Raw genomic sequence first — 21323 nt, 5'->3', positions numbered from 1 at the left:
TAGCGCGCGGCGTAACCCTGCGCCGTGGCGATCATCGACCTCCCATCCGGCGCGCAATTCGACCGCATCGACTGGCGGCCCGTCACCAATGTGCAGGCCAACGAGAGCCAATGGAACAACTCGATCCGCACCCTCGACCTCGACAACGGCTATTTCGCCGCGAGCGTCGAGATTCAGGTCGAGACCGAGAACGAGGATCGGGCCTGGCGCGTCTTCTGGGCCAAGCTGCGCGGTGCGGCCAATACGTTCCGGCTTCCCGTCTCCGCCGACGGCTGCGTGCAGACTGTCATCACCGGAACCGGCATCCAGGTCGCGGCGGACGCGGCGGCCGGCGTCACCGCGCTTTCGACCAAGAATTGGGCGAACGCGTCCGTGCTGCCGAAGGCGGGACAATATCTCACGATCAACGATCAGCTCGTCATGCTGACGCAGGACGTGCCCAACACCGGCACGAACCGCACCATCCATTTCGAGCCGCCCCTGCGCGCCGCGGCGGCGACGAACACGGCGGTAGAGGCGGCCAGCCCCACCGGCCTCGTGATGATCCCTCAGTCCGACGGCCCGCAGACCAAGGACGGGATCATGGTCTGGGCCTTCGATTGCAGGGAGGCCTTCTAGGTGGCCGTCCTCGACGAAGACCAGATCGATCATCTCGACAGCGGCGAACCGACGAAGCCGATCTTCCTCATCATGCTCGACATCGACGGCGACGTGATCCGGGCCACGACGACGAACTACCCGATCACGCTGCCCACGCTCGACGACCCGGACCTGTCGGAACAGACGTTCTACCCGACCTATCAGGTCCTCCGGGTCGGCGACATCGTGAACCGGGAGGATGGATCGGACACGCTCGACATCGAGCTTTCCGGCCAAATCCTGCCCGACGCGGATCTACTCGCCGCGATCGGTGATCGAGCCAAATGGCAGGGCAGGCCGGTCAAGTGCTGGGTCATCATCCGCGACCAGGACAGGACGCAGATCGGCGGGATCGCCGAATATCACGCCGGCTACATGAGCGCGGTGGGCATCTCGCCCGGCGCGGACAGGCAGGTCATCAAGCTCGACGCGGAGGGCTATCGCGCGCTGCTGAATCAGGCGTCGAACCGCTCCTATCTCGATCAGAAACGCTACGACTCGTCGGACACGTCGGCCGCCGCCACGATCGGCGCAGCGAACGGGGCACGAACCGGACCGGGCGCGGCGTTGGGATATGGCGGCGCTGGGACCGCGCCGTCACGGCAGGTGTCGCCTGGGCTCGCGCATCTGGTCAACAAGTCATGACGCGCTTGTCCGATTGGGAGCCGAGACTGGCGGCCTATCTCGCCTCGGCGCGGACCAGGCCGCATGCCTATGGCGAGAACGATTGCCTGCTGCATGTGGGCCGCGCCGTCGAAGCCGTGACCGGCGTCGATCTCTATTCGGAGCATGTCGGCCGATATCACGATGCCAAGACGGCGGCGAAGTATCTGCGCTCGCTCGGATCGCGCACGCCGGCCACCTACCTCGCCAAGCTGTTCCCGGAAAAGCCGGTCGCGCGGGCGATGCGCGGGGACATTCTGATCGACGATGAAGGCATCCCCGGCATCTGCATCGGCGGCGATGCGATGCTTGTCGGCATGGGCGAGAAGGATGGGCTGGTCCGCGTGCCTCGACGCAAGTGCGTGAGGTGCTTCGCGGTATGAGCAAGAAAATCCTGCGTCCGCTGCTCTCGATCGCAGCTATCGGCCTTCAATTCGTGCCCGGCCTTGGCACGATCGCCGCGCTTGGCCTCAAGATCGGCGTCGGCGCACTGGCCGGCATCGCGCTTGGCGTCGGTTCGGCACTGCTGCTGCGCCCAAAGGTCCCGCGCGTCTCCCCCAACGCCACCGACCGCCTCACCGTCACGCTGGACCCTGGCGCGCGGCGCAAGATCGCGTTCGGCCATACCGCGCTCGCAACCGACAATCGCTATCAGGGCTACACCGGAACCGATCAGGAATATGTCGAATGGATCGTCGCGGTCGCCAGTCACACGTGCGAGGCGATAGAGGAAATCTGGTTCGACAGCACCAAGGCATGGTCGGCGAGCGGCGGCGTCACGTCCACCTATTCCGGCTACCTCACGGTCGAGACGCGCAACCCCGGCACGTCCGGCAACGGCATCTCGATCGATAGCGTCTGGACCTCCACATGCACGCTCACCGGCTGCGCCTATGTCCACCTCAGGTTCAAGGTCACGGGCAACAGCAAGAAGGCCGAAAGCCCCTTCTCGTCCGCTATTCCGACGCGGGTCACGATCCGGGGCAAGGGGGCGCTGCTTCCAGATCTACGCGAGGATGGCGTCGATCCCGACGATCAGACGACGTGGGACTGGTTCAGCGACGATTCCGGGCGCAACCCGGCATGGCAGCTTCTGTTCTACCTGCTCGGCTGGCGGATCAACGGCAAGCTCGCGGTGGGGCGCGGCATCCGTTCGGATCGCATCGACCTCGACAGCTTCATCACGGCGGCGAACCTGTGCGACGAGCCGGTGACGAAGGCCGGCGGCGGGACGGAGCCGCGCTATCGGAGCGACGCGCTGTTCAGCGAGGATGACGATCCCAGCCTCGTCATCGGTTGCCTGTGCGATGCGATGAACGCGGTCATTCGCGACAGCGGCGGCAAGATCGGCGTCTATGTCCGGCACAACGACCTCGCCACCCCGGTCTGCGCGTTCACCGAGGCGGACATCATCGGCGATGACGAATGGCAGCAGACGCCGCCCATCGACCAGACCGTCAACATCACGCGCGGCCGCTTTGTCGATGCGAGCGACGCCGGCCTTTACCAGCTCGTCGACTATCCCGAAGTCTCGATCGACAGCGTGGACGGGATCGATCGGATCGACCCGTTCGACCTGCCCTGCGTCCAGTCGGCATCGCAGGCCCAGCGGCTCGCCAAGCAACGGCTCCAGCGCAGCCAATATCGCGGCGTGTTCCAAGCCAAGTTCAATTACCGGGCATGGCAGGTCAATCTCGGCGATGTGGTGACGCTCTCGCACTCCGCGCTGGGATGGGAAGACAAGCTGTTCCGCGTGGCCGGAACGAGCATCGGACTCAATGGCGTGGTCGACCTCATCCTCAAGGAAGAGAATGAGGCGATCTATGCCTGGGATGCGGAGGAGGCCGCGCCGGTCACCCCGGCCGCTCCAACCGCCTATGACCCGACCAAGAGCGCGTTCAATCAGGCCCTCGACGATATCGAGCTGACGCCGGGGCCGCAGGGCGATCCGGGGCCTCCGGGGGCGGATGCGAACGGGCTGATCGTGACGGGCGATCGCTCGCAGATCACCTATGACGGCTCCGGTTCGCTATCGCCTTCGACGCAGACGACGACGCTGACCGCCCAGGGATCGAACCTGCCGGCGTTCGGGACCGGGGCGAGCGCGATCGTGTGGACGGTGAGGCGGGCGGACGGGACGCCGATCAACCCCTCGCACCTGGCCGACGCCAGCGAGATCGGCGCGGGCTATTCGCATTATGGCGCGTGGTCGCATCGGCTCGACAACTGGACCGATTCAGTCGGCACGCTCACCGTCGTCGCGGCGGCGACCCAGCCGAGCGTGCCGCTGCCCTTTTGGGACGTGTCCGACACCGATACCGCCACCGCTTCCTTCCGCCGGATCACGCGCACCGGCATTCTCACCGCGAACAGCGCGACCTATGCGGTCACCTGCTATGTCGCGAAGACGACCGGGAAGACGACGCGGTGCCGCCTGTTCTTCAATTTCACGGGCGGGACTGCGCTGGCTTATTCGGTGCTGTTCAATTCGACGACGGGCGTGCTCGTCGACGGCGCGACGCAGGGCACGGCCACCGGGATCGACGTGCAGGATTGCGGAGATTGCTGGCGGATCGGCTTCCTCGCATCGAACAATGGCACGAACACCGGATATGACATGCGGTTCTACCCGGCGGCCTCGGGCCTGACCGGCGGCACCGACGTGACGAAGACCGGGACCGAGACGGTCACCGGCTTCCAGGTCCACGACAGCTCGGCTCTCTTCGTCGGCTATGCCGAGACCGGCAACATCACGGGCGCGCCGTGGTCGGTCATGCGATCGCCCGTCGTCTCGATCTCGGCCGCGAATTTCGACAGCGATCGCGGAACGACCAACGGCCTCACGATCACCGCGGCGGCGAGCGTGGCGCCGAACGGATCGACGCCGGGGCGGCTGGTCTATGGATCATGGCCGCTCACGAAGTCGCAGGATGGGGCGGACGGCCTTTCGGTGGCGGAGCTGACGATCTACCAGCGATCCGGTTCGACCCCTTCGACGCCGACTGGCGGCAGCTATGATTTCGCCACGAAGACGCTGACGCCTCCCTCCGGCTGGTCCACGTCGCGAACCACCGGATCGAACCCGCTTTACGAATCGCGCGGCACGGCGGCGATCGCCGGCACCAGCGGGACGGCGGAGCCGACATGGGCGGGCGTGGCCGCATCGGCGCAGGACGGGCAGGCGACCAACGTCGTCTACACGCGCTCGGAAACGCAGCCGTCCACGCCGAGCCCCTCGTCGGGCGTGCCGACGGGCTGTTATGACGATCCGGGCAGCGTGCCGGACGGGCCGGGCCTGATCTGGGCTTTCTTCGGCACGCGGCCGACGCCGAGCGCCAACTGGACCTGGCAGACCGCGAAGCGGGTCGAGGGGCAGGACGGAATCTCGCCCGTGCTGGTCGATCTCGATCCGGGCACGTCGATCGTCATCGCCTGCAATGCCGATGGCTCGGTCAAGAGCGGGCAGCTTCCGGTCGATTTTGCGGTGACGGCGCGGCAGGGCATCGCGATCGACATCGACGACATCACCATCGATTCATCGGCGGGCTGCACGACCAGCGTCTCCGGTGATGTGATCTCGATCACCGCCATCAGCGCCGATACGGGCGGGTTCAATGCGACGATCAGCGCGGGCGACCAGGAGGTGCCTGTTGCGGCCTCGTTCACCACGGCGCGCGATGGCGGGGCGGGCGGCGGGACGAGCGCGAGCGACACGTCCGGGACGAACGTCACCAGCGGCACCTATGCCGCGATCGGCAACGAGATCACGATCAATGCGTCCGCCACGGGCAAGCTCAAGCTCAACCTGACCGGCAGCTACAAGGTCGCGAACGTGACCGGCAAGACGATCACGCTCCAGACCAAAATCCAGATCAAGCCGGCGGCCGGCAGCTATTCGGACGTCTCGGGCACCGAGAAGACGGGCACCGAGAGCGCCGTCGTCGTGATCAACGAGACGACCGGGCAGACCAAGGCGACGAATGGTGGCGTCAACGGCTCCGGCCCCTATACGGTGACCGGGCTCTCGGCCGGAGCCAGTTATGTCATCCGGCGCATGGCCCGCAAATCCAGCGGCACGGCGGACGCCACCGACAGCTGCTTCCTGACGCTGACGGCGGAGCAGGTCTCGTGAGGCTGATCCGCGACAAGACGAGTGGCGAACTTCAGGCCGTGGCGAGCCTCGACGGCTATGATCTCGACCTGTTCGACGACCTCGGCGAGGTACCCGCGGGCGTGGACCCGATGCTCGCGCGGGTGGACGACGAAGGCGCGATCGTGGAGGACCTGGCCCTGCTCTGGACCGCGCTGCGGGCGCGGCGGGACGGCCTGCTCTATGTGACGGACGGGACGCAGGCGATGGACCGGCCCGAGGAGTATCGCGCGGCCTGGGCGTCGTACCGGCAGGCGCTGCGCGACCTTCCCGACGAGGGCGGCGATCCGCGCGCGATCGACTGGCCCGTGCCGCCCGATGTCGACGAGCTGGCGCGGATGCAGGCGGGATTCTCGAGTGCCGCGGGAGGGGTGGCATGAGGCTGATCGCCATTCTCGCGACCCTCATGCTCGCCGCGTGCCAGCAGCAGGGCGCGGACGGCTATGCGTTCGAGCGCAGCGAATTCGACCGGCGCGAGATCGTGGTGACGGTGGTGGAGCATCCGAGCCTCGCCGATCTGCGCGCCGACGCGGCCCGGCGCGGCGTGAGCGACGGGAATCGCGAGATCATGGCGTTCGGGCTGGTCGCAGCGGATCGGCCGGCCTGCGAAATTCACATCGTCGATCCGGCCAGGGACTATCGCCCGGAATGGATCGGACACGAGCTAACGCATTGCATTCGGGGGCGGTGGCATGGGTGACGGCGGTAAGCGCCGCCGCCTGAAAATCCTACAGCCTCAACATGATCGAGAAGGCCGACCCATGAGCCCGCCCGCCCGCGCCGCTTCAATCGCCCCCGAGCCGGAGTTCATCATGCCAGTTTCCGAACAGGGAGCAGCGCTCCAGTTCTTTGTCGAAGCGATGAAGGCCAACACGAAGACGCTGGAAGGCGTGCTGGCCACTACGACCGCGATGCAGCGCGACATGCAGGACGTTCGGGAGCGCGTGATCCGGATCGAGGCGAACCGGATCGACCGCCGGGTGGAGGGGCTGGAGGGCCGCGTCGATGTGCTCGAACGCGCGTCGGACAAGCGGGAGGGCGCGACCGGTGCGGCGCAGTGGCTCCTCAAGAACCTGCCGAACATCGCCACGATCATCGTCTCGATCGTGCTGGTCTCTTTCCTCATCCTCAAGGCGGGCGGGAGGCCCTGATGGACCAGGGCCAGATCAAGCGGCTCCAGTCCGCGATCCGCGTCACGGCGGACGGAATCATGGGCCGGGGCAGCTATACAGCCCTGTTCCTGCGTCTCGGCGCGGGACCGGAGCGCGCGGCCGAGCTTGCGCTTGGCGCGGCGGTTCACGTCCCGGCGGCTGGAATCGATGCGACCCCGCTTCGGTTCGCCCACTTCTTCGCCCAGCTCGGCCACGAAAGCGACGGGTTCAGGGCGATGGAGGAATATGCGTCCGGCGCGGCCTATGAGGGACGCGCGGACCTTGGCAACACGCAGCCCGGCGACGGCAAGCGCTACAAGGGGCGCGGCCCGATACAGATCACCGGCCGGGCGAATTATCGCGACTTCGGCCGGCGGATCGGGATCGACTTGGAAAGCCACCCCGAGATCGCGGCGGTGCCATCGATCGGGATGCTGACGGCCTGCACCTACTGGACCGTGCGCGGGCTCAACGCGCTGGCGGATGCGGACGACGTCGAGGGCATCACGCGGCGAATCAATGGCGGCCTGAACGGGCTCGACGACCGCAAGGCGCGGCTCGCGGTGATGAAGGGCCTGCTGCAATGACCCGCTGGACACCGGCCCCGACAACGTTTGCGGAAGGGCAGCGCGCCGTCTCGCTCTGGCTCATGTCGGCTGCCGGCATCTTCTGCGGCATGGGCTTTGCCGGCGTGATCCTGTTGCTGTGGCTCGGCGGCTGGAGCGCGGCGAGCGAGCATCAGCGCATCGCCTCGATCAGCCTGATGGGAGCGGGCTTTCCGCTCGGCATGATCGCCGTGATCCTCGCGCTCGCGGTTGGCGGGCCGGTAGGGCGATTCAAGGCGGGGGCGGGGCGGGACGGCGCGACTTTCGAGCTTGAGGACCATGATGACGCTCCAAGCGCCACGGTGACCACGACCACGGAGGTGAAGTGATGTTCGGCCTCTCCCTCCCCTGGCTCAACGGCCTCACCGCCAAGCTGCTCGGCGCCGGGATGGCGCTCGTCCTGCTTGTCGCGGCCTTCGTGGCGCACGGCAATCATCGCTATCACGCCGGACAGGCTTCGATGCAGCCCGCGATCGATCGACTGAACGCGGCGCTGGCGACGGCCCATGCGAGCATTGCCACGCTCCGGGCGGCGGTGGATCAGCAGAATGCGGCGATCCAACAGGCACACGATCATGGCGAACAGCGCCTCGGACAGGCCCGCCAGGACTCGCATGATGCGGGCGCGCGCGAGGACGCCGCCCATGCCGCGACCCGGAGGGCCTTGGAGGCCCCGGGGCGCTCTACGGGCCTTACAGCGGATGAATGGAGGCAGCTTTAGGGTTTCGGCGATTGCCGGAAGCGGGCCGCGCGCATCCAGCGGCAGGTCGAAACAAAGGATTTGGAACATGAATAGTCTTGAAGTCACCGAGGCGGAAAGTGCCGCCATTGCCGTCGCTCCCCGCGTCACGCTGGAGAGCATGGAGTCCAAGATCGCGAGCGAGAGCTACACTGTTATCGACGGCGTGCTGACGCTCTGCACGATCAAGATGAAAAACGGATTCTATGTGACTGGCGAGAGCGCGCCGGCCTCGCCCGAAAACTTCAATGCCGATCTCGGCAAGAAGTTCGCCCGCGAGAACGCAATTCGCCAGCTTTGGAAGCTGGAGGGATACGCTCTCCGCGAGAAGCTGGCAAAGGCCGCATGAGCGCGGCTCACATCATGATGGCGGGGGCGGCGTTTGCTGCCCTCGCCGGCTGCGCCACCCCGCCCGCCCCAGAGCCGCGCATCGTCACGCAAACGGTCAACGTGCCGGTGCGCGCGCCGTGCCCAGATCCGGCCGACGTGCCGCAGGTGCCGCGCCGCGTCGCGGAGGAACACCCCCAAATGCCCGCCGATCCGAACGAGCAGGGCCGCATCCTCGCCGCCAAGGTGATCGAGTTGTTCGGCTATGCGGTGCGGGCGGATGCGTTGCTTCGCGGATGCAGCGGGCCTTAGGATCATCTTGCCGGCGCCGGCAAATTGATCAACGCTTCACAAAGCGGGATAAGGACTGGGGCCTCCGGTCGAGCGCCCGTATCACCTTGCCGGCGCCGGCAAACCGATCACCAATTCCACCCCATCCCCATCCCGCCCCGGATCAGATTCACCGCGAGCATGGCGCAGATCACGGCGACGATGAGGGCGAATTCGAGGCGGAGTTTCAACGGTGGAGCGTTCCCTCGCGTCCCGCTCACGCCGCCCGCTCCTCGAACAGGTTGCCTTGGCGCTCACGGCCGATAAAGCAGGCCGGCCCCTCCGCATTGGCGTCGAACAGATACCAGGCCGCGTTGTCCTTGCTGGTGAAGGGCGAGTCCTCAATCCACTTGACCCGGCCGACGCTCACGATCTTGCGGCACAGCGGCATGAACTCGGCGCTCTGGCGCGTGTGCATCCAGTCCGCATCGAACAGCAGCCATGTCGGCTTGTGCCGCGACAGGTTGAGGATGATCGGGTGCAGCACGCGCCGATCCCACGGCGGGTTGGTGATGTAGCAGTCGGTGTTGTGGCAAAGCGCCATTGTGGCATCGTCGCGGGCAATATCGGCCCGGCGCGGCTCAATGTCCCACGCGTCGACGCAGACATGACCGGCGGCCGTCAGATGATCCAGCAGGCGTCCGTCCCCGGCACACGGCTCGGCAAATCTCGTCGCCGGCGCGAGATGGGGAAGGAGCGGGAAAACAGCATCGCGCGGGGTCGGGTAGAAGTCCCGCTCACGTCGCTCGAATTGCGGCGCGCGCTTGCTCACAGCCGCGCCCGCCCGATGATGACAGGCGCGGTCATGCGGGCCTCGAAAAGGAACCGAACGCGAACATATTGTGCCGCCCGTTGTGCCACGGCGAACCGATGTGAATTTCGCTTTTCGCGCGTTTCGCGTTGACCATAACTGACAGTTTCCCTAGGAAAACCGCCGCCGGAGACGTGGGTGAGTGGCTGAAACCAGCGGTTTGCTAAACCGCCGTAGGGGGATTACTCCTACCGAGGGTTCGAATCCCTCCGTCTCCGCCATCGCGTCAGCTTGCTTTTTGCCGCGTCCCCGCTAGGCCGCGCTGATGCTCAGCCTTCAGTTCATTCGCGAGAATCCCGGGGCCGTCCGCAAGGCGATCGGCGAGAAGAACGTCTCGCTCGATCTTGACGCGCTGTTGGCGCTCGACGCTGAGGTGCGCGCGCTCAAGACGCGGATCGACGGCCTTCGCGCCGAGCGAAACGCGATCTCCGACAGCTTCAAGAGCGCCGCGCCCGAAGAGCGGCCGGCGCTCGGCGCCAAGGCCAAGGCGATCGGCGCGGAGATTTCCGGGATCGAGAGCGATCTCGGCGAGAAGCAGGCGGCGCTCGACGCGCTGCTGCTGCGCGTGCCGAACATCCCGTGGGAGGGCGCGCCGGTCGGGCCGGACGAGAGCTTCAATACGGTGGTGCGGACCGAGGGCACGATTCCGGATTTCGATTTCACGCCGCTCGATCATGTCGCTCTGATCGAGAAGAACGACTGGGCCGATCTTGCCCGGATCACGCAGGTCGCCGGATCGCGCACCTATTGCCTCAAGGGGCGGCTCGCGATGCTGGAACAGGCGCTGATGCTGTGGGCGCAGCAGCGGCTTGCGGCCGACGGCTTCACGTTGATGACCGTCCCGGCGCTCGCCCGCCCCTCGGCCTTCGTCGCCACCGGCCATTTCCCGGGGCACGAGGAAGAGGCCTATTTCATGCCGGCCGACGATCTCTATCTCGCCGGCACGGGGGAGATCGCGCTGACCTCGCTCCATTCGGGCGAGATCATCGAGGCGGACAGGCTGCCGATCCTCTATGCCGGCTATTCCCCCTGCTTCCGCCGCGAGGCGGGGAGCGCCGGGCGCGACGTGCGCGGGCTGCTTCGCGTCCACCAATTCTACAAGCTCGAACAATATGTGATCTGCCGCGACGACGAGGAGGAGAGCGCGCGCTGGCACGCCCGCCTGCTCGCCAATGCGGAAGCGATGCTGCAGGCGCTGGAAATCCCCTATCAGGTGATCGAGGCCTCGACCGGCGACATGGGCAACGGCAAGTTCCGGATGAACGACATCGAGTCCTGGGTGCCCTCGCTCGGCAAGTATCGCGAGACGCACAGCTGCTCGACGCTGCACGACTGGCAGGCCCGCCGCGCCAACCTCAGATGGCGCGACGAGGAGCGCAAGGTGCGCTTCGTCCACACGCTCAATAATACAGCGCTCGCCAGTCCGCGAATCCTCGTGCCGCTGCTGGAGAATCACCAGACGGCGGACGGAAGGGTGAAGCTGCCCGCGCCGCTGCGCGAGCTGATGGGCGGCGATTATCTCTGAGCCGGCTCGGCCGCGGCCGGCGTCATCCGTGGCACCCCGTCCGGTCCGAGCGTGAATGAGACGCCGGCGCGCGTGAACAGCGACGCGATCGCCGCCTTGGGATCCGCGCTCCCCTGATCGAGCAGCGCCGCGATGTCGCGGCTGAGCGTGGGATCGTTCGACACGCGATCGAGCGCGGAGAGCCAGTCGGCGCGCGAGACGGTCGCGTCGGCGCGATTGTCGTCTACCAGCGTCTTCACGAAGTGGATGAACGGCCGGCGCGACGCGGCCTCCGCAACCAGCGCGAAGACCGCACCGCAGGCGTAATAGGCGCGCTGCTCGTTGCGCTCCTCGGCGCTGGCGATGCCCCGGTTCGCGCTGAGGGCGACGCAGTCGGCGATCGAATGATCGATCGCGCCGCGCCAGTCATAGCCGGGATCGACCGCCGCGACGGTCCGGAAAGCGAGCAGGTCGGCCCCGCCCTCCGTGATCCAGGCATCGCGCGAGAATTCGTAATGGACCAGATTGCCGAGCCAGAAATGCGCGGATTCGTGCGCGATGAACCACAGGCCATAGCCGCGCGAGGTCGCGTTTTCGGTCAGCACGCCGTCGCCTTCGTAGACCAGGGTAATGAGGCCCGGCAGGACGCTGCCCCCCATGCTCGTCTGGCGCGGCGTGGGCCCGCCCCAGCTGACCATGACGGTGGGCTTCGGCCCGGGCGGCGGGCCGAGCACGGCGGCGTAGCGGGCAAAGATGTTCGGTACTTCGCGATTGAGCGTGGCGCGGATCCAGTCCGGCAGCTGCGGATCGACGATTTGCGCCATCGCATCGGTGACGATCGGGCGCAGCTGGCCGAAGAGAAGATAGGTGCCGTCGTCCACACCGCCATCGCGCAGGACCGACGACCGGCGTTCGCCCGCCGACAGGATCACGCCGTCGGCGTCGCGATAGGTGACCCGGGTGAGGGTTGCGTCGAGTCCGGCGACGTTGCCGTCGCGCGGCAGGCGGTCGATCGCCTGGGCGCCCGTATAAGGGATGATCGTGAACTGATCGGTGTAGAGGGCGACCGAGCCGTCGGTGAAGCGCAGCGCGGGATCGTAATCCGACTGGAGGTCGACGACAGCGGGCGTGAACACGATCCGTACTTGCGAGGGAACCGCTCCGCCGCCGGCGGCGACCAGAACGTCGAAATTCCCGCGCCGCTCGATCCGCACACCCGGCGTTTCCACCCGCCAGCTCCCCGGCCGCCAGGGCTCCAGGCTCTGGCGGACGAGCCCGCTGCGCGGAAAGAGCCAGGCCCGTGCGCGCCGCAGCAGGCGGTAATCGATCGACCAGCTGTCGCCGTTCCGAGCGACGGTCGCTGTGGCGGAGAGCGGCGGGGGCGCCTCCTCCGCCACGGCGGCGGCCGGAGCCGGATCGGCCGAGACGCCGGCCGGGACGACAAGCAGCGCCGCCGAAGCGGCGATCACAGCGCGCCTCATCGCGCGGCGCCCCTCCCGTCCGCCCCCATCTGGGTCAGCATGAACGCATAGTCCTCGGCGATTTCCTCAAGCCGGGTCCAGCGCCCGGTCCGCCCGCCATGGCCGGCGCCCATGTTGATCTTGAGAAGCTGCAGGTTCCGGTCGGTCCGCATCGCCCGCAGCCGCGCGCTCCACTTGGCGGGCTCCCAATAAGTGACGCGCGGATCGTTGAGGCCGCCGGTGATGAGCATCGGCGGATAGGCCTGGCGCGTCACATTGTCATAGGGGCTGTAGCTCAGCATGTAGCGGAACGCCGCCTCGTCGGTGATCGGATTGCCCCATTCGTTCCATTCGCCAGGGGTGAGCGGCAGGCTGTCGTCGAGCATCGTGTTGACGACATCGACGAACGGCACGTCCGCCACCACCGCGCCCCACAGGTCGGGCGCCTGGTTGACGACCGCGCCCATCAGCTCGCCGCCGGCGGACCCGCCCTGGATCGCGATATTGCCGGCACGGGTATAGCCGCCCGCGATCAGGCCGCGCGCCACATCGACGAAATCGTTGAAGGTGTTGGTGCGGTGGGTGTTGGTGCCGTTCAGATACCAGCCATAGCCCATCTCGTCGCCGCCGCGGATATGGGCGATGGCGAAGGCATAGCCACGATCGATCAGGCTGAAGCGATTGGTGTTGAATCCGGGCGCCGTCGCATAGCCATAGGCGCCATAGGCGTAGAGATAGAGCCGGCCTTGGCCGTTCTTTTCGAAGCCGCGGCGGTAGACGATCGAAACCGGGATCTGCTGTCCGTCGCGCGCCGGCACGAAGATGCGCTCGCTCACATATTGCGTGGGATCATAGCCGGACGGGATGGCCTGGACCTTCATCGTCTCGAGCCGATTTTCCGCCGGGTGAAAGTCGTAGACCGTCGGCGGCGTGACCAGCGAGCTGTAGGCGAGGCGGTAGGCCGCGGGCGCATATTCGGGATTGCCGGCGAGGCCGACCGTATAGGCCGGCTCGGTGAAGGGGATGTGCCGCTCCCCGCCGTCATAGGACCTCAGGCGAATCTGATCGAGCCCGTTCACCCGCTCGGTGATCGCGAGATGATCGCGAAAGGCGGTGATGCCGCGCAGATAGACCTCGTCCGAGCCGGGGATGACCGTGCGCCAGTCCCCGGGATGCGCCGGATCGGCTTCGGCGAGGCGGAAATTGATGTGGTCGTCATTGGTGAGAATCCACAATTTCCCGTGGCTGGCATCGACCGAATATTGGATGTTCGGCCGCCGCCGGGCGATCAGCACCGGCGCGGCGAGCGGATCCGCGGCGGGGACGAAGCGGATTTCGTTCGAGCTGTTCTCGCCGGTCGAGATCAGGATCAGGCTGCGGTCCTGCGTGCGCGCGACGCTGACCGCGAACGCGATATTCTCGGTCTCCTCATAGAGCGTGCGGTCCTCGGCCGCCGGCGTTCCGAGCCGGTGGAAGCGGGCGCGATAGCTGCGCCAATTGTCGTTCACCTCGGTGAAGACGAGGCCGCGGCTGTCCGCCGACCAGACCGGCTGGCCGATCCCGACCGCGCTGATCGTCTCGATGTCGCGGCCGGTGGCGAGGTCGCGGACCTTGAGCTCGAAGCGCTCCGATCCGTTGCTGTCGGTGAGCGTCGCCGCATAGCGCCCGTCCGGGCTCACCTCCATCGCGCCGAGACGGAAATATTGCTTCCCCTCGGCCTCCGCCGCCTCGTCGTAGATCACCTGCTCGGCACCGCCGGCGACCGGCCGGCGATACCAGGTGCGATATTGCGCGCCCGGCGCGAACGCCCACCAGTAAAGCCAGTCGCCGTCGCGGACCGGGACCGAACTGTCATCCTCCTGGATACGCCCGCGCATCTCGTTGAACAGCGTCTCGATCAGCGGCCGGTGCGGCGCCATCGCCGCCTCGAAATAGGCGTTCTCGGCATTGAGATAGGCAAGGACGTCGGGATCATCGACCGTCGGATAGGAATCGTCCCGCAGCCAGTGCCAGGGATCCTCGATCGTCACGCCGTGGCGGGTGTAGGAATAGGGCCGCTGCTCGGCCACCGGCGGGGCAGGAAGATTGGCGGTCATCGGTCCTCTCGGGCTGGATGGTTGCGCGGCGAGCGGCGTCGCGAAGGCGAGGCAAAGCAGGGCGAAGATGCGCATGTCGGTTCCCTCCCCTTCGCGCGCAAGGCTGGCGCGCCGTCCCCTTCGGGACTATCTCGGCCTGCGTAACCCCAGCCAGTGGAAAAGACCATGTCCACCTATGAAGACCGCCTGAAGGCGCTGCGCGAACAGTTGAAGGCCGACCGGCTCGACGGCTTCGTCGTCCCGCTGACCGACGAGCATATGAGCGAATATGTCGGCTCCTATGCCCAGCGCCTCGCCTGGCTCACCGGCTTCAAGGGATCGGCCGGGAGCGCCGTGGTGCTTCCCGAGGAGGCGGCGATCTTCGTCGATGGCCGCTACACCCTGCAGGTGCGCGCGCAGGTGGACGGCGCGAACTGGTCCTATCAGTCCGTGCCCGAAACCAGCGTCGCCGAATGGCTGAAGGCGCACGCGCCCGATGGCGGGCGGATCGGCTACGATCCCTGGCTCCACACCAAGACCTGGGTGAAGCAGGCGCGCGAGGCGCTCGCCGAACGGGGCGCCGAGCTGGTCGCCGTCGGGCACAATCCGATCGACAAGATCTGGGCCGACAAGCCGGCGCCGTCGCGCGCGCGCCTCGTCGTCCAGGGCGATGACCTGGCGGGCCGATCCTCGGCCTCGAAGCGCCAGGAACTGGCCGACTGGCTGAAGGAGCAGCGGGCGGACGCAGCGGTGCTCGCCGCGCTCGATTCGATCGCCTGGACCTTCAACGTGCGCGGCAAGGACGTCGAGCACACGCCGGTCGCGCTCGCCTTCGCGCTCGTCGATGCCGACGGCACGGCGGACCTTTTCGTCGCCGGCGAGAAGATCGGCGACGATGTGCGCCAGCATCTCGGCAATGGCGTGCGCCTGCACGAGCGGGACGCCTTCGAGCCGTTCCTGAAGTCGCTGTCCGGCAAGACCATCGTCGTCGATCCCGAACGCTCGGTCGCCGCGATCTTCGAGGCGCTGGAGGGGGCGGGCGCGAAGGTGATCGCCAAGCGCGATCCGACTGTTCTCCCCAAGGCGATCAAGAATCCGGTCGAGATCGCCGGGCAGAAAAGCGCCCAGGCCCGCGACGGCGCCGCTTTGGTGCGCTTCCTCCACTGGGTTTCCGTCGAGGCGCCCAAGGGCAATGTCGACGAGCTTTCAGCCGAGGCCAAGCTGGAGGAATTCCGCCAGGCGACCGGCCAGCTCAAGGACCTCTCCTTCACGACGATTTCGGGCGCCGGGCCCAATGGCGCGATCGTCCATTATCGCTCGACCCCGGAAACCAATCGCAAGCTCGAGCTGAACTCGATCTACCTGGTCGATTCGGGCGGCCAATATGCCGACGGCACCACCGACGTGACCCGCACGGTCGCGATCGGAACGCCAAGCGCCGAACATCGCGATCGCTTCACCCGCGTGCTCAAGGGGCATATCGCGGTCGCGCGGGCGGTCTTCCCCGAAGGCACGCGCGGTTGCCAGCTCGACAGCTTCGCGCGGCAATATCTGTGGGCCGCGGGCCTCGATTACGCCCACGGCACCGGCCACGGCGTCGGCAGCTTCCTCTCGGTCCACGAGGGGCCCCAGCGCATCTCCCCCGCCGGAAGCTCCCAGGCCGGCGGCGACGAGCCGCTGAAGGCGGGGATGATCCTTTCCAACGAGCCCGGCTATTACAAGACCGGGGCCTACGGCATCCGGATCGAGAATCTCGTCCTCGTCGTCCCGCGCGAGGCCGAGGGGGCGGAAAAGAGACTGCTCGGATTCGAGACGCTCACCTTCGCGCCGATCGACCGCAACCTCATCGAGACGGCGATGCTGACCGCCGAGGAGCGTGCCTGGGTCGACGATTATCATGCGCGCGTGATGGAGATCGTCGCGCCGCAGCTCGACGGTGAGGTGCTCGAATGGCTGGCAGCCCAGTGCGCCCCGCTCTGAGCTAGGCGTCGGGCTTCTTCTCGGGCGCCTTTGCCGCCTCGCGCGCCTGCGCCTTGCGGCGTTTCAGATTCTCGCGCAGCGCGGCAGCCAGCCGTTTCGCTTTCTCTTCATCCACCCCGGTCATGACGCGCGCCTTGACAGATAGGGCCCCGGATGGCCATAGCGCCGCCTCCCCATCGGGACGCCGTTCTGGCGAGATGCTGCCGTAGCTCAGTGGTAGAGCGCATCCTTGGTAAGGCTGAGGTCGTGAGTTCAATCCTCACCGGCAGCACCATTTTCTCTCGGAAATGAAGCGACGAGGCCGCCCGGCCGGGTGCAGCCCCTTTGGGCGCGCGGTGTGGCGTGAGAGGGAGCGGTCATCCGGCATCGCGGGCTTTCGCCCTTGACTCGGCCTGATGTTTCGATATTTCTCGAAATATCGACAGGGAGACGCCAATGAAGCGCTTGCACCTTCACGTCAGCGTTCCGGACATCGAGCAGGCCGTCGCCTTTTACAGCACCTTGTTCGATGCCGATCCGTGCGTGCTGAAGCACGATTATGCCAAGTGGATGCTGGATGATCCGCGGGTCAATCTGGCCGTTTCATCGCGGGCGCGTGCACTCGGCGTCGACCATGTGGGCGTCCAGGTGGAAAGCCCGGCCGAGCTCGGCGCGATGGCGGCGCGGCTCAAGGCGGCCGGCGCCGAAACGCTGGACCAGGAGGCAACGACCTGCTGCTACGCCAAATCCGACAAATCCTGGGTGACCGACCCCTCCGGGGTCCGCTGGGAGACGTTTTTCACCCATGGCGAGGCCACCGTTTATGGCGAGGACAGGATTCCGGACAATGCTGGCGCGAGCGCCTGCCGCGCACCGAGCGATGTGACCGGCCCGGCCTGCTGCTGATGCTGCTGCCTTCGGCGGTGGAGGCGCTGTCCGCGCTCGCTCAGGCGCACCGGCTTGCGGTCTTCCGCCTGTTGGTGCGCGCCGGACCGGAGGGGTTGAGCGCCGGGGAGATCGCGCGCGAGGTGGGCGTTCGACCCAACACGCTCTCAACGCATCTGGCCATTCTCGAACGGGCCGGGCTGGCGGAGTCCCGTCGCGACGGACGTTCGATCATCTACACCGCGGGATACGGCCGGATGCGCGACCTGCTGGGCTTTCTTGTCGACGACTGCTGCGCGGGCGATCCCGAAATCTGCACGCCCGTCGCGGCGATGGCGCGCAGCTGCATCCCCGGATGATCCGCGCATTGCCGTGAGGTCGACCGGCAGCGCGCCCCGCTCGCGTTATTCCGGAAGGGCGCTTGCCTGTCCCCGAACCGCTTCAGCCCCGCGCATATTCTCCGACGCGTTGTTCGGCCTTGGTCGCGAACAGGTTGGCGAGTTCGCGATGGCGCTCCCGGGCGGCCTGGGTCACGGCCCGCATCGCCCGGCGCTGCTCCTCCGCCGCGCGGCGGCTATAGTAACGGAAATCCGATTCCATCGTCGTCGCCTTCCCCCTCCGACTCGGCGCGCATAGCACAGCCGGCACAGTTCATCGAATCGTCAGCCCCTTAGGACGCGCTCTTCAGGTTCAACGTCGCGCCCGCTCGACGATCATCTCAAGCACGGCGGGGTGGAGCGGCCGATCGAAGACGCAGCCGATCCGCGATCCGTCGCTCCACACCACGCGCGCGGCATAGGCTTCCAGCCCCGGAAGCCGCAGCCAGACATCGTCGTCCTTTGAAAATGGGAGGGATGTCTGGACGCAGAAGCCCTCGACCGACAGATCCTGGACCTGGACGCTCACGCTCGCGGCGCCCCGCGGGCGCAGCCCCGCGCCGAGATCGACCTCGATCCGGCGCGAGCGGCGGCCGATCGCATTGCGCGCCGGCGGCGCACGGGTGGAAAGCTCGCCGCGAATCAGCATCGGCCCATGCTCGAAACCCGAGCTCCAGGCGTCGAGATGGCTCACGGCCGCCGCCTGCGCGGCTGGACCGCCTCGGGCACGCTGAGCCCGACCGTGACGCCCCAGGCCTTGGCAAGACGCAGCTGGGCGGGGCCGATGCCGTGCTGAGACGGCGCCGGCGCCCGGTAGCGATCGTCCCCCTTCGGCCCCTTGCGAAGCTGGACGAGCATTTCCTGCGCGTCGATCAGATGATCGAATTCCAGGCCGATCCGCCCGGCGGCAGCCCAGGCGACACGCGCCTGGATTTCGGTGCCGCCGCGGATGAAGACGACCTCGGTTCCGGGCCGCGGCGTGGCGGTGCATTCGATCAGCGCACCCTTTGGCGAAAGATCACGCAGACGCGCGGCGACCTCGCCGCCGGGCATGCGCAGCTTCGCGGCCAGCAGCACGCGCGCGCGCCGCGTCGCCCGCTGCCCGGTATCCATCTTCGCCCCGAAGGTCTCGACGCCCATTGCCGCTCCCTGCTCCTTGGGGGCGAAGGCTAAGCCCATGGGAACCAACATTTGGTAAACGACCGGCATCGCCGCTCCACGCTGGCAGATCGCCGTTGACGCGCCGGCCTGCGCGATTATGCCGCTGCGCCATGCGCTTCTTTTCGGACAATGCCGCGGCCGCCTGTCCCGAGGTCATCGCCGCCCTTTCCGCCGCCAACCGGCTCGACACCGCCTATGACGGCGATGAATGGAGCAAGCGGCTCGACGGCGCGCTGTCCGACCTGTTCGAACGGGAGGTCGAGGTGTTGTGGATCGCGACCGGCACGGCGGCGAACAGCCTCGCGCTGGCCGCGTTGTGCCCCTCGCACGGCGCCGTCCTCTGCCATCGCGACGCCCATATCCAGAACGACGAATGCGGCGCGCCGGAATTCTTCACGGGTGGCGCCAAGCTGCTCCTCGCCGAAGGCGACGGCGCGAAGGTGACCCCGGAATCGGTCGAAACGCTGATCGGCGGCATCCGCCGCGACGTGCATCAGGTCCAGCCGCACGCTTTGTCGATCACCAACGCGACCGAATATGGCCTGGTCTACACGCCGGCGGAAACGGCGGCGCTTGGCGAGCTCGCGAAACGGCACCGCATCGGCTTTCACGTCGATGGCGCCCGCTTCGCAAATGCGGTCGCGCGGCTCGGCTGCGCCCCGGCCGATCTCACCTGGCGCGCGGGCGTCGACGCGCTTTCCTTCGGTTTCGTCAAGAATGGCGGCCTTTCCGCCGAATGCCTCGTCTTTTTCACGCCCGGCCTCGCCGACGCCACACGCTATCGCCGCAAACGCGCCGGCCACCTCGCCTCGAAGGGCCGCTTCCTCGCCGCCCAGATCCTCGCCATGCTCGACGGCGATGTCTGGCTGCGCAACGCGCGCGCGGCCAATGCCGCCGCCGCGACGATCGCGGAGGCGGCGGGCGATCGCCTGATCCTCGCGGCCGAGGCCAACGAGGTGTTCATCAAGGTGAGCGCAGATGAGGCCGCATCACTCCGGGCGCAAGGGTTCGACTTCTACGACTGGGGCCCCGGCGAGGCACGGCTGGTGACGAGCTGGGACAGCGATCCCGCCCATGTCGCGGCGCTCGCGTCGGCGATCCGGGCGCTATGAGCGATGCGGGCGCGGGCCTGCGCGACCCCAAGCTCCTCCTCCCCTTCATCCTGGTCACGCTGATCTGGAGCTCCACCTGGATCGTCATCAAGGGGCAGCTCGGGGTCGTTCCCGCGGTCTGGTCGGTCAGCTACCGGTTCCTGATCGCCGGCGCGGTGATGGCGATCGTCGCGCGCGCGGCCGGGATCTCGCTCCGCCTCGATGCGGGCGGGCACAGGCTCGCGATGCTCCTCGGCCTGCTCCAGTTCGTGATCAACTACAATTTCGTCTATGCGGCCGAACGCCACATCAATTCCGGCCTCACCGCGGTCGTCTTCGCGCTCCTGGTCGTGCCCAACGCCGTGATGGCGCGGCTGTTCTTCAAGGTGCCGGTCAGCGGTCGTTTCGTCGCCGGCTCGGCGGTCGCGATGGCCGGCGTCGCGCTTCTCTTCATCGATCAGCTGCGATCGGCCCCCGCCGGCGGCCGCGAGGCGCTGATCGGGCTTGGCCTCACGCTGGTCGCGGTGCTCGGGGCCTCGGGCGCCAATGTGATGCAGATCGCACCGGCCATGCGCGGCCGTGCGATCGCCGGAATCCTCGCCTGGGCCATGCTTTACGGCGGCTTCGGCGACGGGCTCTTCGCCTTGCTCACCAGCGGCGCGCCGGTCTTCGATCCGCGCCCCTCCTACTGGATCGGCCTGTTCTATCTTGGCGTGATCGCCTCCTCGCTCGCCTTCTGGCTCTATTACCGGATCATCCGCGTCATCGGCGCGGCCGAGGCCGCCTATTCGAGCGTCCTGATCCCGATCGTCGCCATGGCGATTTCGACCGCGTGGGAGGATTATCGCTGGACCCCGCTCGCCATCGCCGGCGGGTTTACGGCGATCGCCGGGCTCGTCACCGCGCTCGGCGCGCGCCGGCCGGTCAGCGTCGATGCCGCGGGGGATGCCGGATCGCAGCAACCTCTTCGGCGCTGAGCTGGCGCATCCCGACGACCGGGCAGCGATCCGGCTGGCCGAAGGGGCCCCGCGCGATCACTTCGGCGTCCGTGTCATGGCAGATCCAGCTCGATCCCGAACGCGAGCGCAGGCCCAGGCGGAAGTTGAGATCGATGTCCGGGCAGGTCCCCAGAATATCGAGCCGGTAGTAGCGGTTGCCGCCGACACGCACGTTGATCGCATCGCGCCCCGCCGAACTGTAGTCGACGACCGAGCGGACATTGAAACATTCGTCCCCGTGCGGCGCGGGCGCGGCGCTGCGAGCGAGGCCGGAGCTTGTCGACCCGGTGGCGGCGAGGAGGACGAGGGCGGGAAGAAGCGTGCGGAGAGGCATCATGGCAACCTCCTGATCTGGGCGGCGGGCATAACGCGCAAAGCGGCGATTTGGTTGAACCGCC

At 67.3% G+C, this 21323-nt stretch carries 26 protein-coding genes and 2 tRNA genes; 20 read left to right on the top strand and 8 right to left on the bottom strand.

All coding sequences use genetic code 11. The features are described 5' to 3' along the window. Positions 1-24 precede the first annotated feature (24 nt). The 12 genes from FRZ32_RS08360 to FRZ32_RS08305 all read left to right on the top strand — a co-directional run bounded on the left by FRZ32_RS08360 (position 25) and on the right by FRZ32_RS08305 (position 8586). Positions 25-618 carry a hypothetical protein gene (locus FRZ32_RS08360; protein WP_147043075.1) on the top strand — a complete coding sequence of 198 codons (594 nt, stop codon included), beginning with the start codon at positions 25-27 and terminating at the stop codon, positions 616-618. After that, a complete protein-coding gene (locus FRZ32_RS08355; protein WP_147043074.1) occupies positions 619-1284 on the top strand; it encodes a hypothetical protein in 666 nt (221 codons plus the stop codon). Then, positions 1281-1685 (top strand): DUF6950 family protein, encoded by a 405-nt coding sequence (locus FRZ32_RS08350; protein ID WP_147043073.1) that lies wholly within the window; start codon positions 1281-1283, stop codon positions 1683-1685. The genes FRZ32_RS08355 and FRZ32_RS08350 overlap by 4 nt, the downstream gene beginning before the upstream one ends. Continuing rightward, positions 1682-5434, top strand: coding sequence for a phage tail protein (locus FRZ32_RS08345; RefSeq protein WP_147043072.1), 3753 nt, complete (start codon positions 1682-1684; stop codon positions 5432-5434). The genes FRZ32_RS08350 and FRZ32_RS08345 overlap by 4 nt, the downstream gene beginning before the upstream one ends. Further along, a complete protein-coding gene (locus tag FRZ32_RS08340) occupies positions 5431-5832 on the top strand; it encodes a tail fiber assembly protein (RefSeq protein ID WP_205008250.1) in 402 nt (133 codons plus the stop codon). Before FRZ32_RS08345 ends, FRZ32_RS08340 begins: the two co-directional genes overlap by 4 nt. Next, the gene (locus tag FRZ32_RS08335) at positions 5829-6152 is read left to right on the top strand and encodes a hypothetical protein (protein ID WP_147043071.1); all 324 of its coding nucleotides are present in this window, start codon (positions 5829-5831) and stop codon (positions 6150-6152) included. Before FRZ32_RS08340 ends, FRZ32_RS08335 begins: the two co-directional genes overlap by 4 nt. Next, entirely contained in the window at positions 6145-6603 is a 459-nt protein-coding gene (locus FRZ32_RS08330; RefSeq protein ID WP_158635877.1) for a hypothetical protein, read from the top strand. The genes FRZ32_RS08335 and FRZ32_RS08330 overlap by 8 nt, the downstream gene beginning before the upstream one ends. Continuing rightward, positions 6603-7190 carry a glycoside hydrolase family 19 protein gene (locus FRZ32_RS08325; protein WP_147043069.1) on the top strand — a complete coding sequence of 196 codons (588 nt, stop codon included), beginning with the start codon at positions 6603-6605 and terminating at the stop codon, positions 7188-7190. The genes FRZ32_RS08330 and FRZ32_RS08325 overlap by 1 nt, the downstream gene beginning before the upstream one ends. Beyond that, positions 7187-7537, top strand: a complete 351-nt coding sequence (locus FRZ32_RS08320; RefSeq protein ID WP_147043068.1) for a hypothetical protein — start codon at positions 7187-7189, stop codon at positions 7535-7537. Before FRZ32_RS08325 ends, FRZ32_RS08320 begins: the two co-directional genes overlap by 4 nt. Beyond that, positions 7537-7929, top strand: coding sequence for a hypothetical protein (locus tag FRZ32_RS08315; protein ID WP_147043067.1), 393 nt, complete (start codon positions 7537-7539; stop codon positions 7927-7929). The genes FRZ32_RS08320 and FRZ32_RS08315 overlap by 1 nt, the downstream gene beginning before the upstream one ends. A gap of 67 nt (positions 7930-7996) precedes the next feature. Further along, positions 7997-8296, top strand: a complete 300-nt coding sequence (locus tag FRZ32_RS08310) for a Gp49 family protein (RefSeq protein WP_147043066.1) — start codon at positions 7997-7999, stop codon at positions 8294-8296. Further along, a complete protein-coding gene (locus FRZ32_RS08305) occupies positions 8293-8586 on the top strand; it encodes a hypothetical protein (RefSeq protein ID WP_147043065.1) in 294 nt (97 codons plus the stop codon). Before FRZ32_RS08310 ends, FRZ32_RS08305 begins: the two co-directional genes overlap by 4 nt. Before the next feature lie 235 nt (positions 8587-8821). Here FRZ32_RS08305 and FRZ32_RS08300 read toward each other — a convergent pair whose 3' ends face one another. Continuing rightward, positions 8822-9376 carry a class I SAM-dependent methyltransferase gene (locus FRZ32_RS08300; RefSeq protein WP_147043064.1) on the bottom strand — a complete coding sequence of 185 codons (555 nt, stop codon included), beginning with the start codon at positions 9374-9376 and terminating at the stop codon, positions 8822-8824. 167 nt (positions 9377-9543) lie between these two features. Between FRZ32_RS08300 and FRZ32_RS08295 the strand changes: the two genes are divergently transcribed. Further along, positions 9544-9636, top strand: a tRNA-Ser gene (locus FRZ32_RS08295). A gap of 44 nt (positions 9637-9680) precedes the next feature. Beyond that, positions 9681-10940, top strand: coding sequence for a serine--tRNA ligase (serS, locus tag FRZ32_RS08290; RefSeq protein ID WP_147043063.1), 1260 nt, complete (start codon positions 9681-9683; stop codon positions 10938-10940). On the opposite strand, the gene FRZ32_RS08285 is transcribed toward serS, so the two are convergent. Together FRZ32_RS08285 and FRZ32_RS08280 are read right to left on the bottom strand one after the other, a co-directional pair. After that, positions 10931-12400: a M1 family aminopeptidase gene (locus tag FRZ32_RS08285; RefSeq protein ID WP_147043062.1), complete on the bottom strand. Its 1470-nt coding sequence runs from the start codon at positions 12398-12400 to the stop codon at positions 10931-10933. The two genes, serS and FRZ32_RS08285, sit on opposite strands and share 10 nt — an antisense overlap. Continuing rightward, the gene (locus tag FRZ32_RS08280) at positions 12397-14475 is read right to left on the bottom strand and encodes a S9 family peptidase (protein ID WP_147044391.1); all 2079 of its coding nucleotides are present in this window, start codon (positions 14473-14475) and stop codon (positions 12397-12399) included. Before FRZ32_RS08280 ends, FRZ32_RS08285 begins: the two co-directional genes overlap by 4 nt. Positions 14476-14640: 165 nt before the next feature. On the opposite strand from FRZ32_RS08280, the gene FRZ32_RS08275 reads away from it, so the two are divergent. Further along, a complete protein-coding gene (locus tag FRZ32_RS08275) occupies positions 14641-16434 on the top strand; it encodes an aminopeptidase P family protein (protein ID WP_147044390.1) in 1794 nt (597 codons plus the stop codon). A 1-nt stretch (position 16435) separates the two neighbouring features. Here FRZ32_RS08275 and FRZ32_RS15650 read toward each other — a convergent pair whose 3' ends face one another. Further along, positions 16436-16558, bottom strand: a complete 123-nt coding sequence (locus tag FRZ32_RS15650) for a hypothetical protein (protein ID WP_279379218.1) — start codon at positions 16556-16558, stop codon at positions 16436-16438. Between the two features lie 75 nt (positions 16559-16633). Between FRZ32_RS15650 and FRZ32_RS08270 the strand changes: the two genes are divergently transcribed. The 3 genes from FRZ32_RS08270 (at position 16634) to FRZ32_RS08260 (ending at position 17657) form a co-directional block, all read left to right on the top strand. Then, positions 16634-16708 (top strand) — tRNA-Thr (locus tag FRZ32_RS08270). Positions 16709-16869: 161 nt separating this feature from the next. Then, on the top strand, positions 16870-17319 hold the full coding sequence (locus tag FRZ32_RS08265) for an ArsI/CadI family heavy metal resistance metalloenzyme (protein WP_147043061.1): 450 nt from the start codon (positions 16870-16872) through the stop codon (positions 17317-17319). Further along, positions 17319-17657 (top strand): ArsR/SmtB family transcription factor, encoded by a 339-nt coding sequence (locus tag FRZ32_RS08260; RefSeq protein WP_147043060.1) that lies wholly within the window; start codon positions 17319-17321, stop codon positions 17655-17657. Before FRZ32_RS08265 ends, FRZ32_RS08260 begins: the two co-directional genes overlap by 1 nt. An 82-nt stretch (positions 17658-17739) precedes the next feature. Here the strand turns inward: FRZ32_RS08260 and FRZ32_RS15250 are convergent, their stop codons facing one another. From FRZ32_RS15250 to FRZ32_RS08250, 3 genes are all read right to left on the bottom strand, one after another. Beyond that, the gene (locus FRZ32_RS15250; protein ID WP_158635876.1) at positions 17740-17898 is read right to left on the bottom strand and encodes a hypothetical protein; all 159 of its coding nucleotides are present in this window, start codon (positions 17896-17898) and stop codon (positions 17740-17742) included. Positions 17899-17988: 90 nt separating this feature from the next. Next, positions 17989-18369, bottom strand: coding sequence for a PilZ domain-containing protein (locus FRZ32_RS08255; RefSeq protein ID WP_147043059.1), 381 nt, complete (start codon positions 18367-18369; stop codon positions 17989-17991). Beyond that, a complete protein-coding gene (locus FRZ32_RS08250; RefSeq protein WP_158635875.1) occupies positions 18366-18815 on the bottom strand; it encodes a PilZ domain-containing protein in 450 nt (149 codons plus the stop codon). Before FRZ32_RS08250 ends, FRZ32_RS08255 begins: the two co-directional genes overlap by 4 nt. A gap of 131 nt (positions 18816-18946) precedes the next feature. Between FRZ32_RS08250 and FRZ32_RS08245 the strand changes: the two genes are divergently transcribed. Both FRZ32_RS08245 and FRZ32_RS08240 read left to right on the top strand, forming a co-directional pair. After that, positions 18947-19948, top strand: coding sequence for a threonine aldolase family protein (locus tag FRZ32_RS08245; protein ID WP_147043057.1), 1002 nt, complete (start codon positions 18947-18949; stop codon positions 19946-19948). After that, positions 19945-20904, top strand: a complete 960-nt coding sequence (locus FRZ32_RS08240; protein ID WP_147043056.1) for a DMT family transporter — start codon at positions 19945-19947, stop codon at positions 20902-20904. Before FRZ32_RS08245 ends, FRZ32_RS08240 begins: the two co-directional genes overlap by 4 nt. Here the strand turns inward: FRZ32_RS08240 and FRZ32_RS08235 are convergent. Next, positions 20852-21262 (bottom strand): DUF6491 family protein, encoded by a 411-nt coding sequence (locus FRZ32_RS08235; RefSeq protein WP_147043055.1) that lies wholly within the window; start codon positions 21260-21262, stop codon positions 20852-20854. The genes FRZ32_RS08240 and FRZ32_RS08235 overlap by 53 nt on opposite strands. Positions 21263-21323: the final 61 nt, after the last annotated feature.

Origin of the sequence: Sphingosinicella ginsenosidimutans, from assembly GCF_007995055.1 — a bacterium.
Classification (GTDB): domain Bacteria; phylum Pseudomonadota; class Alphaproteobacteria; order Sphingomonadales; family Sphingomonadaceae; genus Allosphingosinicella; species Allosphingosinicella ginsenosidimutans.
This window is presented reverse-complemented; position numbering and strand designations above follow the sequence as displayed.